Source organism: Microcoleus sp. POL10_C6 (assembly GCF_036701585.1).
In the GTDB taxonomy this organism is placed as follows: domain Bacteria; phylum Cyanobacteriota; class Cyanobacteriia; order Cyanobacteriales; family Microcoleaceae; genus Microcoleus.
Genome location: NZ_JAUBRB010000068.1, coordinates 18,041 through 30,361, shown reverse-complemented (window position 1 = coordinate 30,361; position 12,321 = coordinate 18,041). Strand labels below are relative to the sequence as shown.

The 12,321-nt window shown below is 43.9% G+C and carries 10 protein-coding genes and 2 pseudogenes; 8 read left to right on the top strand and 4 right to left on the bottom strand.

The annotated features are described in order from the left end of the window. The first annotated feature begins 115 nt into the window (after nucleotides 1-115). From QUA34_RS26200 to QUA34_RS26180, 5 genes and pseudogenes are all read left to right on the top strand, one after another. Nucleotides 116-370 carry a hypothetical protein gene (locus QUA34_RS26200; protein WP_333324458.1) on the top strand — a complete coding sequence of 85 codons (255 nt, stop codon included), beginning with the start codon at nucleotides 116-118 and terminating at the stop codon, nucleotides 368-370. A gap of 83 nt (nucleotides 371-453) precedes the next feature. Beyond that, nucleotides 454-720 carry a type II toxin-antitoxin system RelE/ParE family toxin gene (locus QUA34_RS26195; RefSeq protein WP_333390015.1) on the top strand — a complete coding sequence of 89 codons (267 nt, stop codon included), beginning with the start codon at nucleotides 454-456 and terminating at the stop codon, nucleotides 718-720. A gap of 157 nt (nucleotides 721-877) precedes the next feature. Next, a complete protein-coding gene (locus QUA34_RS26190; RefSeq protein WP_333080979.1) occupies nucleotides 878-2,272 on the top strand; it encodes a branched-chain amino acid ABC transporter substrate-binding protein in 1,395 nt (464 codons plus the stop codon). Nucleotides 2,273-2,489: 217 nt separating this feature from the next. Next, nucleotides 2,490-3,566: a branched-chain amino acid ABC transporter permease gene (locus QUA34_RS26185; RefSeq protein ID WP_333324462.1), complete on the top strand. Its 1,077-nt coding sequence runs from the start codon at nucleotides 2,490-2,492 to the stop codon at nucleotides 3,564-3,566. Nucleotides 3,567-3,679: 113 nt separating this feature from the next. Next, nucleotides 3,680-3,896 (top strand): annotated as a pseudogene (locus tag QUA34_RS26180) (transposase); the annotation flags it as partial. 465 nt (nucleotides 3,897-4,361) lie between these two features. On the opposite strand, the gene QUA34_RS26175 reads toward QUA34_RS26180, so the two are convergent. From QUA34_RS26175 to QUA34_RS26165, 3 genes and pseudogenes are all read right to left on the bottom strand, one after another. Further along, nucleotides 4,362-6,008: a glycosyltransferase family 39 protein gene (locus tag QUA34_RS26175; protein WP_333390013.1), complete on the bottom strand. Its 1,647-nt coding sequence runs from the start codon at nucleotides 6,006-6,008 to the stop codon at nucleotides 4,362-4,364. A 391-nt stretch (nucleotides 6,009-6,399) separates the two neighbouring features. Next, nucleotides 6,400-6,624 (bottom strand): annotated as a pseudogene (locus tag QUA34_RS26170) (IS1 family transposase); the annotation flags it as partial. Between the two features lie 299 nt (nucleotides 6,625-6,923). Beyond that, nucleotides 6,924-7,496 carry a Uma2 family endonuclease gene (locus QUA34_RS26165; protein WP_333324466.1) on the bottom strand — a complete coding sequence of 191 codons (573 nt, stop codon included), beginning with the start codon at nucleotides 7,494-7,496 and terminating at the stop codon, nucleotides 6,924-6,926. A gap of 251 nt (nucleotides 7,497-7,747) precedes the next feature. Here QUA34_RS26165 and QUA34_RS26160 point away from each other — a divergent pair, with 251 nt between their 5' ends. The 3 genes from QUA34_RS26160 to QUA34_RS26150 all read left to right on the top strand — a co-directional run bounded on the left by QUA34_RS26160 (nucleotide 7,748) and on the right by QUA34_RS26150 (nucleotide 11,141). Next, nucleotides 7,748-9,313: an ABC transporter permease subunit gene (locus QUA34_RS26160; protein WP_333390011.1), complete on the top strand. Its 1,566-nt coding sequence runs from the start codon at nucleotides 7,748-7,750 to the stop codon at nucleotides 9,311-9,313. Between the two features lie 143 nt (nucleotides 9,314-9,456). Continuing rightward, nucleotides 9,457-10,272 (top strand): SAM-dependent methyltransferase, encoded by an 816-nt coding sequence (locus QUA34_RS26155; RefSeq protein WP_333390009.1) that lies wholly within the window; start codon nucleotides 9,457-9,459, stop codon nucleotides 10,270-10,272. 89 nt (nucleotides 10,273-10,361) lie between these two features. Continuing rightward, the gene (locus tag QUA34_RS26150) at nucleotides 10,362-11,141 is read left to right on the top strand and encodes an ABC transporter ATP-binding protein (protein WP_333324472.1); all 780 of its coding nucleotides are present in this window, start codon (nucleotides 10,362-10,364) and stop codon (nucleotides 11,139-11,141) included. Between the two features lie 88 nt (nucleotides 11,142-11,229). Here the strand turns inward: QUA34_RS26150 and QUA34_RS26145 are convergent, their stop codons facing one another. Next, nucleotides 11,230-12,093 carry a PEP-CTERM sorting domain-containing protein gene (locus QUA34_RS26145; protein WP_333390008.1) on the bottom strand — a complete coding sequence of 288 codons (864 nt, stop codon included), beginning with the start codon at nucleotides 12,091-12,093 and terminating at the stop codon, nucleotides 11,230-11,232. Nucleotides 12,094-12,321: the final 228 nt, after the last annotated feature.

Below are 12,321 nucleotides of genomic sequence, written 5' to 3'. Positions count from 1 at the left end.
TGAGATTGCACTCACTTTTTTCACTTCTCTATTTTATTGCGATCGCATTCCTCTTTAAAAACTGTCCGGAGTATTGACTGATAAGATGAGAGGAGCTAGATTGAGAGGTCATCTTATGTCGCCGATAAAACAACGCCTTCTAGAAGCGATCGAACGGACTCCTGAATCGCTTTTAGAGCAAACCCTGACATTCCTGGAATTTTTGACCAGTCGGACACAGACCGCCCTCGCCCCAGACTTCGACTCGGATTTTGACTCAGACACCGACTCCAACGACAAAATCCTCGCTGACCTGAAAGCCTCCCTCCACCAAGCCAAAGCGGGACAAACCTTCCCCATCGATGAGCTCTGGGACGGCATCAATGTCTGATATGCCAGTCCAACTCAAATTCACCGCACTCTTCAAATGTCGCCTCAAAGGACTCGCTAAAAAGTATCGCCAAATTCAAACCGATGTTAAGCCCGTCCTCGATTCAGATTATCCAAGGAAACTTCATCGGAAACCAGATTACAGGCACCCCATACACCGTTTACAAAGTCCGGGCTAAAAACAGCGATGCCCAAGTTGGTAAGAGCGGTGGCTATCGTTTGATTTATCAAGTTGAATCACCGACTCAGGTTGTTTTACACCTGATTTACTCGAAATCAGAACAAGCAAACGTCTCGGCCGAGGAAATCCAAACTGCGATCGCACAATACCACGCAGAACCAGGCGAATAAGACATTTTTCAAGTCTAAACTTTGGATATCGCCGACATTGATATCACATATGGCCCAAGTCCCGAACTTCTTGCGGCAGCAGTGTATCTTTGAGAGTTGACACAAATTTTTTAAACTTGTGCTAACTCTTGACTACATACTGACTAGAGTGAAAAATATGCAAAAACGCAAGCAACAAACAAACCAACCTATGAACTTTTCCCAGAAGTCAGGCGGCAAAAGTGCCACACCCCCAAAAATCAACTCAACACAGAATCTCACCGCCGCAGGATTACGGAAATTACTTTTTGCCGCCGGAATAGCCTCTCTGTGCGCTAGCTGTCAAAATCCTGAAGCACCCACCGCCACAACTCCCGGAGGCAGCCCCGGAAGCAGTCCCGCAGCCACTCCCGTCGCAGTCAGCAGCCCCGGCGACCCAAATACTGTCAAAATTGTCTCCATGCTGCCCATGACAGGCAGCGCCCTGGGTCAAGCTCAAACAATGGTCAACGGCATCCAACAAGCCCTCGCCGAAACCAACTCGAAAGCTTGCGACGGCAAAATCCAAATCCAATACGAAGTTTATGATGACGCCACCGCCGCCGCCGGCAAATGGGACCCAGCCCAAGTAACGTCAAACTCCAACAAAGCCGTGGCTGACGGTTCGGTAGTTGCCGTCATCGGTCACTATAACTCCGGTGCAGCCAAACTTTCCATTCCAGTGCTCAACCAAGCTAACATCGTCATGATCAGTCCGGCTAACACTTATCCGGGACTGACTAAACCAGGAAAAGGCGAAGCCAAAGAACCCAACGTTTATTATCCCGCTGGTACTCGGAATTTCACCCGCGTTGTCCCCGCTGACGACCTTCAAGGTGCTGTAGCTGGCAACTGGGCGAAATCTTTGGGCGTGCAAAAAGTCTACATTCTCGACGACCAAGAACTCTACGGCAAAGGCATCGCTGATGTTTTTGAAGCAACTTCTAAAAAGTTGGGAATTCAAGTCCTCGGAAGAGAGGGAATTGATATTAAAGCTAGCGACTATAAGGCGTTAATGAATAAAATCAAAGCTTTAAATCCCGACATGATTTACCTTGGAGGCACTACTCAAAGCAATGCGGGACAAATAATTAAAGACATGAGAAATGTCGGAATGACGCCTGATGCAGTTAAGTTCATGGGGCCCGACGGCATTAAAGAGCAAGCTTTAATTGACGCGGCAGGCAAAGATGCCGAAGGAGTTTACGCTACTTTTGGTGGCTTGCCTCCTCAAGAATTGACTGGTGCGGGTGCGAAGTGGTACACAAGTTACAAGGCAAAATATAATGCTGAACCGGAAGCTTATGCAGCTTACGCCTATGAAGCTGCTAAAGTTGCGATCGGCGCAATTAATAAAGTTTGCAAAAATGACCGTGCTGCTATCCGCGAAGCTGTCTTGGCAACTAAAGATTTTAACGGGGTACTCGGCACTTGGAGTTTTGACACCAACGGCGACACGAGCTTGACTACAATGTCAGGAAATGTTGTTAAAGGTGGCAAGTGGGAGTTCGTGAATGCGCTCAAGACGGAATAATTAGTCAGTTGTCAGTTGTCAGTTGACTGTTGTCAGTAGTGATTTTAACTGGTTCCTAGGCTCTGCTTAGGAACCAATGTAACTCTTGGTCTGCTGGGCTTTCCGATCCGAAAAATTGGAGGTAGAGCCTCCGAATCCGCGTTTCTAATATCTGCCTAGAAACGAGTAGAATGAATGTTCCTAATGGCCAATGCCCAATTCCCAATTACTCAAAAACATGAAGAACTGGAAAAGTATTTTCTTATATCTAGGTGTATTTTATATAGTTTTGCTATTAGGGCCGATCGCAGGATTTGACCTGCCAAAAATTGTTGGAGAAATAGTCAGCAATCCTGAAGTTTTTATCCAACAATTATTAGTTGGTCTGGTCAACGGCGCGCTGATTGCAATTATTGCTTTGGGCTACACTATGGTTTATGGCATTATTGAGTTAATCAATTTTGCTCACGGCGATTTGTATATGTTGGGTGCTTTTGCTTCCCTAACCGTGTTCGGGGCTTTTGGGATGCAAGATGGCGCACCTTTGGCTATTGCTATACCGGTGATGTTAGTTGCTTTAATTGTATGTTCGGTATTTTGTGCTGGACTCAATATTGTTGTGGAAAAGTACGCTTATCGGCCTTTGCGAAATGCTCCCCGTTTGGCTCCTTTAATTTCAGCGATTGGAGTTTCTTTTATTTTCCAAAATATGGGTCTGTTTTGGGGAGGATTGAAAGCTTTTATTCCAGTGATGGGTTCTAATTCGGCGGCTCCGAAAAGCTTTCCCGATTTGTTGCCGCGAGTTGATATTCTAAAGTTTTTGGGAATTCAAACGAGTATTGTATTTACTACGAAAGATTTAATTGTGTTGGTGGTGGCTGTGGTATTGATGGTTTTGCTTCATGTTTTTGTCCAGTACACTCGTCTGGGAAAGGCGATGCGGGCAACGGCTCAAAGCCGCGATGCTGCTAAAATTATGGGGATTAATGTAGATCAGATTATTGCTCTGACTTTTTTGATTGGTGGAGCTTTGGCGGGTTCGGCGGGAATTTTGGTTGGTTTGTACAACAATACTATTGTGTTTACGATGGGGTTTACGGCGGGTTTGAGGGCTTTTACGGCGGCGGTTTTGGGGGGAATTGGCAATATTGTGGGGGCGATGTTAGGAGGGGTTTTGATTGGGTTGCTGTCGTCTTTGAGCGATCAGTATTTGTCGAGTCGCTGGACTAATGCTTGGGTGTTTGGGGTTTTGGTGGTGATTTTGGCTTTTCGGCCTGGGGGTTTGTTGGGCGAGAATGTTCAGGAAAAGGTTTGAAATTGCTGGGTTTAAATAATGGCAAGAGATACTTATCGGGACTTAAACAAAAAATACGAGCTAAATGAGTTCTAATGCTTGAAGAGCAAGCATATAACGTTAAAGAATGAGCAATGAAAGAGACGACCCCCGCCGCGATGCCCCCCTGCTTTGATAAATGGTGTCAAAGATTTGACGATATCTTTGGTCATCAAGCCCAAAAACGGGAGTTGAGGAACTATTTAGGCGGATTATTGGGAGATCGGGAGCGAAAAAACCTCTCGCAGATGGCGACAAACGCCTTGGCGAGTAATTTACCACAAATTACACCATTTTTTAACTGCCGCGCCCTGACGGGGTTCTCAACCCGTCAGCAATTTGATATTATTGATAGGCATTGCTTAAAGTTGTGCTGTGATTCAAGGTCAAAAAATCAAGGCAATGGGAATTCTAAAATATGTGGCTAAGTTAACTGAATACGGGCGATCGACACGTCGCCCTAGTAGTTTTTGAATTGGATTATATGGTCAGTGTTGGGTTCCGCGAAGCGGAGGGAGTTGGCAGGGAAGGCAAGTCAAGACATTATTACGCTCATTAATCGGAATTAGGCGCAATAAACTACGATTTTTCAGAGGGGTATGATGGCTATGTCCTTGATTCTATCAAGGTTTTGACTCTTGTTGTCACCCCATCAGGGGTAATGCTTGTATCACAGTTTAAATGCACAACCGCTTATATGGATTGTCCAGTGCCCCACTCACTCATGCCATCTCAACAATCTACTCCCGACAAAGAAGCCCCCAAAGTCTCATGGTTCTAGCGCTTGGTTGTTTTAAGTTTGGGAGGAATTCGATAAATAACCCTGTTGGGTGTTTCTTGATAGAGTTCCAATGTTTTTTGAATGTATGCAACTAATTTAGGGTTATCTTTTGCAATTTGATTATTGTTATATTTAACAATTCCCATCCAATCTGCTCCCTTGGTAATCAAATCTTCCAAGATGGCAATTAAATTATCATCTGTTATGGGATATTTCCAATAAATACTATTCTTTCTCATGCTCTCTTGAGGACTCGAAGGAGGGAAAGCCCGATAAATAGCAGGAGGAAAAACCCAGCCACGTCGGCGACTATAATAGATAGCGACGGGATCGCCACCTCCAGCATTAGCTAGAGTAACAACAAGGTCACTTGGTTGAGTTATTTGCTGCAAAGCTATCCCTAGTTCGTAACCCTCTTTTGCCCAAGGATAATAGCACCATAGGTTTAACTGTGTATAACCTATTCCAGAAATGATTAGTAGTATTGCCGTTATGAGTGCTAATGCTGAAGATGAACCTCCGACTCGCTTGGCGAATGAAGCAAGTGCTATCAAACCATTTCCTGCTAGAGCTGCGGCGGCTGGGTTGATAATATTTAAGTTAGAGGGATTTAGGACGAGTTCTTGAGCACCAATGAAGTAATAAATGGCAAAAGCAAGTATCCACCAATGAAACATCGCTGGTACTGGTACAGCTACATTACTTGACTGCTCCTCAGATTCCTGGGTAGGAAGTTTATAATTAGGAGGAAGGAACAAACCAATAGCAACAAGGATCATAATGGGATATGTCCAAAGCCAGTTATAAATATGATTATATAGTTGAGGAAAGAAATATTTTTGTTGCCACCATTCACGTGAAGCAGGATCCCAGAGCCAGTTCCCGCTACCAGCAAAGTGGTAAGGCGGATAGGTGAGAGAAATATGCCTCGCCCACAAATAATAGGCAGCTACTGGCAGGAGGATGGAAATGGCAGCTACTCCAATTAATATCAGCTTTTTCGGGCGCAGTAATCCTCGATGACCCAGGACAACAAATATTGTATAGAGCATCGGAATGCCAATGATTAAACCTGGTAGTTTGGTTAAAAAGCCCCAAATTGCAAACAGGCTGGCAAGCAATAAATAGTGCCAGCGGTCAGTTTGTAGGTAAGCAATCAGCATCCAGAAACTTGTGACAACTAATGCAACCATTGCCGCGTCTGGAAGGAAAGACCGATCCAGACATATATTTCCTGGAAAAATTGCGATAATTGCAGCACTCATAAGAGCGCGATCCCGATCCCAAATACGAGAAACTAACTGATAGAAGGCAAATATTCCCCACAAGCTAAACAGGACAACGACGCTGCGTCCCACCCAATCATGCTGTCCCAATACAGTATAGAGAAGGGCTGTAATATAAGTAACTGTTTGAAATTCGCGTCCATTATAGCTAGGCCCTGGCCCATCCCAGCTAACTTCAGGGTAGAAGATATTCCCATTTCTGCGATAGAAATTTTCGGCCATCATGGCTGTGCTTGACTGACGCCAACTAAAGCTATCAATAAATGGCTGATTGATATGAATCAATCGCACAATAGCAGCCACTACCATAATTGATATCAGGAGATAAGTGGTGTTCCTATAAATTGGAATTTTCATCTTGGCTCTGATGATATAAAAAATATCTGACCTGTAAAGCTACGCAGTAAGGTAGTGGAACCTAGACAAGGGCAGCGCTAGATAACTAACCTTACACCTTGGAAGATATCTTGGTCAAGTGGAGTACGCTAACCAGCAAAGAGGGGGAGCCTTCACAGCCTGCTCCCCCAAAAGGTTGCAGGTTCTCTCCTGCGTAATTTTTTTATTGTCTGATATCGAGTTGTACTTGAAAATTCCTATTTATAAGTGCCAAAGAGAAATAGGAAGAGTCAACAGTTTTATCATGTATCTGAAGGATTCTCCCCAAGCGATCGCAGTTAGAGAAAACCGGCCTTACTGAAATTAGATATGATCAAGCCTAGGGAAAGAGCGAAAAAACGCGTTGCTGAAATTAGGTATGGATCAGATATGAAGGGGCGCATCTCGCAACTTGAAATAGTGCATCCAATAGCAAGCGAATTAAGTATGTCAGCATTTGTACTGATTTAGAGTAACAAGGCGTCTGGCGATGCAGTCTTGCCAGATAGTGTGGTAACCGGGTGTTCTCCCCTTCCACCCTTGTTATGTAAGTTTTGCCGACAATCTGAGATCCGGGGGGAATAAATCCTGGATAGACGCTCTAACCGTCGGTATTTTAAGTTATAAGATGTTCCGGTTCCCTATCGAGAGCATCCTTCCAATTGCTCAGAAAGCGAGGCAAATGGGGTAGCCAAAACATCCGTTGAACGCACTTATGATACCTCTATTCAGCAACGCTACCTTAAACTATTATATGTTAAGGAGAAAAAATAGTTAGCGTTCGCCGTCATCTTCCTACTACTGAAAAAATACTTAATGGGGCGATGGGCACCATTGAACTTTTATTGCCCAGTAGAACATAGCCCTACTCAATTGAGTGGAATACTGTACACCCAATTAAATATTACCTGGTTTTAGCCAGCCAAAAACTTCGCCTAAAGTTAACTGCATTTCCGGCATAAACTTGGGCATCGGAAGTATATCTGTTGGTTCTTGCAATGAAATCGGCTGCTGGCTTGCGGGATAGGCTAAAATGTTTTTTTCATCGGGATCGAGCAACCAACCCATCTGACAACCGGCATTCAAACAGTGCAAAATATTGTTTGTGACTTTGGTTTGGCTTTGGGCTGGGGACAATATTTCTATTGTCCAGTCTGGGTGAGCATTAAATGTATTGGCAATTTCGCCGTCAGCGTCTAGCGGAATGCGATTCCAAACAAAAATCGCGACATCGGGGACAATAGAACGTCCGCCAAAGGTGCAGCGAAGTTCTGGTAGGGCTAGGGCAATTTGCGGTTTCTCTGCGATGTCGTTGATGACTGTTACGAGTCTGCCTTGTAGTTTGCTGTGTTTTCCTTGTGGCATAGGTTTTTGGACGATCGCACCTTTGATGTATTCGCTCGCGGGTTTGGTTTCTGGGAGTTGCAAAAACTCGTCGAGGGTGATAGTTTTTTGAGGTGCTTGTACCATATAGAGATCGCCCGTTTGAAGTGTGTTGGGGTAACAGTTCCAGTATATTTGAAGTTTCGTCACTTTTGGTGCAATAATCGAACTCAAAAGACTCTAAACTGTAGCTAGCCCGATCGACTGTTTCCACGATAAGCAGTCGATCACATTCATTGAGGCAGAATTTGGCACGGCTCGCGTCAGTCGCATCTATAAACTGCGATTCCTAGCATTCTTTCCTCTAACTACTGACTAATGACTCATAACTTCTTCCTATGTCAAAAAAAATAATTAAAGCAATTAAATCGACTGGTATTTTAGGGGCGATCGCCTCTTTGACTGTTTTGTTATTCGGCGGTTGGAGTGGCACCGTGATCGGCTGGCTGATGGGTACGGCGGCGGGCTTTATTAGCTGTCGGGAGCAGAAGGTTTACAGCCCGAAAATGGGTGCGACTATCGGCAGTTTAGCGGGATTAGGATTGGGAGTTTGGCTATTAATTGCAAGTGTGGTAGAAGGGGTTTTGATTAGACCTTTTTCTGGGCAATCGGCTGTGGCTTTGCCGACTACGCTGCTGTACGGGATTTGCAGTTTGACGATCGCAATTTTGACAGCTACGTTAATGGGTGCTTTGCAGGGTTTGCAGGGGGAACGCCAGCGGCTGGCAACTTTGGTGACATTAGCTTTTATTCTAATTCTGTTTCCGTTTATCGACATTCAGGCTCAGACTGGCTGGATTGCTACTGTAGTACAGATTCAAATCTTTATTATGTTGGCGCTGGGTTTGAATATTACTGTGGGTTTTGCGGGTTTGTTGGATTTGGGATATGCGGCGTTTTTTGCGATCGGCGCTTACACGACGGCTTTGCTATCTTCTGGCCAGTTAAATATTGCTTGGAACTTTTGGGTGGTACTGCCGATCGCGGCCGGTGTAGCTGCGATCGCGGGCGTAATCCTGGGTATTCCGACACTGCGGCTCAAGGGCGATTATTTGGCAATTGTTACCCTCGGTTTTGGCGAAATTATCCCGGTTGTCTTTAGGAATTTAACGGCGATTCGGATTGATGAACCAGTCTCGAAGATTGTTGCGGCTGTTTTGGGTAAACCCGAGTTGGTGCTGTGTCTGGTTGGGTGCGATCGACCTTTTAACCTCACCGGCGGCGAAGCGGGAATAAACCCGATCGGGCGTCCATCTCTCCCCATTGTCGGCACTTTCAGCACCGGCAACTACTTTCCTTGGTACTACCTAATTTTGCTGCTAGTTGTCTTCGCTTACTTCATGATTTCACGGCTGCGAGATTCCCGCTTGGGGAGGGCGTGGAATGCCATGCGCGAAGATGAATTAGCGGCGAGTGCGATGGGGATTAACCTGGTCAAAACCAAACTTTCGGCTTTTGCGATGGGAGCGACGTTTTCTGGCTTTGCAGGGGCATTTTACGCCGCCTATATCAGCGCGATTTTCCCCAGCGTTTTCGACTTCTCGGTGTCGGTAATCATCCTGTGTATGGTGATTTTAGGCGGTTTGGGGAATATGACGGGGGTGATTTTGGGCGCGATCATTATCATGTCTGCCGATCGACTTTATCTGCCACAATTAGCGCAAGTCCTCAAGGGTTTTCTGAATACTTTTGTACTCCCCAGGATTGCAATTCCCCAGTTGCGAGACTTTCTGGCAACCAGTTTAGACCCGATTCAAATGCGCTTATTTCTATTCGGCTTAACTCTGGTTGTCATGATGCTCGTGCGGCCAGAGGGGCTGATTCCTGATAAGATACACCAAGCTGAACTGCATTCGGATGCTGAAGCGAGCAATGAGTCTTTAGCAGATTCGAGAAGTCAATAAATAGGTAAGGGCAAAAACCATAGTATTTTGTATGTGGGTTTAGCTAAGAATCTAGGATGCAAGGGAGTTTATGAGTGTAAAACTCCCCTCCCCATCTAATGTTTATTTGTAACCGACTACTTAGTAAGGATGAAAGATTAGCCATGAGAAATGTAACTGGTACTGCTTTTATCGTTGCGGAATTTAGAGCAGAAGAGAATGAAGAGGCAATTCCTCTCTACACTGATCATGTAGTAAAAATCTGGCTGAATGAGGAAACAAAAAAAGTAGCTAGCCAAATAGCTCAAAACTCTCCTGCAGCTAAAGAAATGGTTAAGTTGCGGACTAAATATTTTGATGATGTTTTGTCCAATCAAATTTTAGGAGGTTGCAAACAAGTAGTTATTTTAGGTTCGGGTTTGGATACTCGTGCTGCTAGAATTAATGGAGAAAAAGTGATTTATTTTGAAATAGACGAGCGCGCGACTCTTCAATTAAAAGAAGAAACTCTCAAAGCTAACAAAGTTACTGCTAATGTTTGCTACCTTCCAGGCGATTACGTAAAAGACGGTTTAATATCCTTGCTGAAACAGAGTGAATTTGATTGCGATCGACAGACATATTTTTTGTGGGAAGGCAACACTACCTTGCTTGACAAAAAAGATGTAATATTTGTATTAGAACAAATTCGCGACAATGTGAAGAGTTTTCGATGGTCCTTTGATTATATGTCGGAAAAGGTGATTTTGAGAACGACGGGCTACCAAGATATCAATGATTACATAGATAAATACGAAAGTATGTATGCACCGTGGATTACTGGGTTTGAAAACATTGCCACTTTGGCTGACGAACTCAATCTCAAAGTTATTGAAAACTTTTCGACTGCTGATTTACACGCACAATATCGCCCTGGCAGTTCGCTCGAATCTAATCTTTTTAAGTTTTATTTTGTTTGTACGTTAGAGAATATGGCCTAAAAACTCCCAATCTCAAATTGATTCGCGTGCGTGAAAGCTCGTTACCTGGACGATCGCACTCCTATAAAATCTTAGAAAACAGAACCAAAATGTCATTATTAGAAGCACAGCAACTTACAATGCGATTCGGTGGTTTGACTGCCGTAAACCAGGTTAGTTTAACATTAGAAAAAGGATCGATCGCCAGTTTGATCGGCCCCAACGGTGCGGGCAAAACTACTTTTTTTAATATGCTGACAGGTATTTACAAACCGAGTGGCGGTCAGTTGCTTTTAGAACAGAAGAATATCACGGGTTTGCCGCCGGATCGCCTGACAACTTTCGGCATTGCTAGAACTTTTCAAAATATCCGCTTGTTTAACAACATGACAGTGCTGGATAATGTTTTAGTAGGTAGACACTGCCGATTGAAAACAGGTTTGTTGGGTGCAATCCTCCGCACTCCGGCTGTGAATCTGGAGGAGCGGGAAGCTAAAATAAAAGCGCTCACTATGCTTGATTTTGTCGGTTTAGGTGCTGCTAAAGCGTCGGAGTTGGCAAAAAACCTTTCCTACGGCGACCAGCGGAGATTGGAAATTGCCAGGGCTTTGGCTTCCGATCCGAAAGTGCTGCTTTTGGACGAACCGACTGCCGGGATGAACCCGAACGAAACGGCTGATTTAACTCGCTTTATTTATCGGATTCGCGATGAGTTGAATTTGAGTATTTTGCTGATTGAACATGATATGAAGGTGGTGATGGGAATTAGCGATCGCGTGAGTGTTATGGAGTACGGTACTAAAATTGCTGAGGGAACTCCGGCAGAAGTTCGCGCTGATCCTCGCGTGATTGAGGCATATTTGGGAAAAGAAGAAGATGGACATGGATAATACAGAATAACTAGATACCAGACTTTTTTAATAAAAAGTCTAGTATCTAATATCGATAGTTGACCTAATTAGATGTTTTGGGTCATTCCTAAACTTTTGATTTAACTTTACACAATTGATTCTTAAGTTTTCTCCTCTTGGTCAGGAAACCGAAAAACATGGCAGTGCCTAATATAGTAGTAGGTTCTGGAACCGGTTCTGCTTGGGGAACTGGTTGCGCTTGTGCCACTGCCATATTGTTTTTAACTTCTACTAATCTTAAATTAGTGGTGCTGTCAAAAGTCCGCGAATACACTCCGGAAGTATACAAGCTCAGGCTTGTTGTATTACCTTGCTCGAGAAAAGCAAAATTAATTTGTGTGGGATTAAAGTTTCCAGCAAGGTTGTATGACAAACTTAATTCCGGGGCTTTAAAAGAGTGCAAACCGATCGCAAATTGAAATGATTCTAAAAGAATGTTAGAAACAGTGTCAATTAATGCAAAAGATATACTGCCTTTGGCGCTAGCCTGTTCTGATTGGGGATTACTAACAGATGTTAAAAGATGTAAAATAGTCTGAACAGTGAAGGAAAAAGTTTCTTCGGCTTTAATAGAGAAGTCACCGATCACTGCTGCTTGACTTTCGGCTAAACCGGAATAGTTATTCCCGCTGCCTATGACTTCACTTTGCGAGAGATTTGCTGCCAGCAATTCGTGACAGTTAGATATAAAAACTGCCTCAGCTTTCGCTTGGCTAATAACTGAACCGGTGTTAGCTATTGTCTGAGTGTAAGTGTTAGTAACTGTACCTGTGTCATTCGGTGTGTGACTGAAGTTGTCAATCGTTACTGCAGCAGCAGCAGAACCTGCTATTGTGGCAGCACTACTAGGGGCAATACCTACACTCAAGCTGGTTACTAAAGGAGTTGCTAATAAAAAGGCGATCGATCCACTAATGTGATTGAATTTCATGGTAAATCTCCTTAAATTTGAAAATTGAAAAATTTTAACTGCTATTATTGGTAACTTGTAGCGGTTGATTTCGCTTACGTATTAATACTACCTACTTACTTAGAGTTTTTTGTAAAGCTACTGTCAAGAATTCTAGTGTTTAAGTAAAAATTCTGTAAAGTTGGTCGCCACCGCTACTAAAAATACATTGTATGGGAGCTAGGGCGGGTGTTGACCTAAGTAAAATTA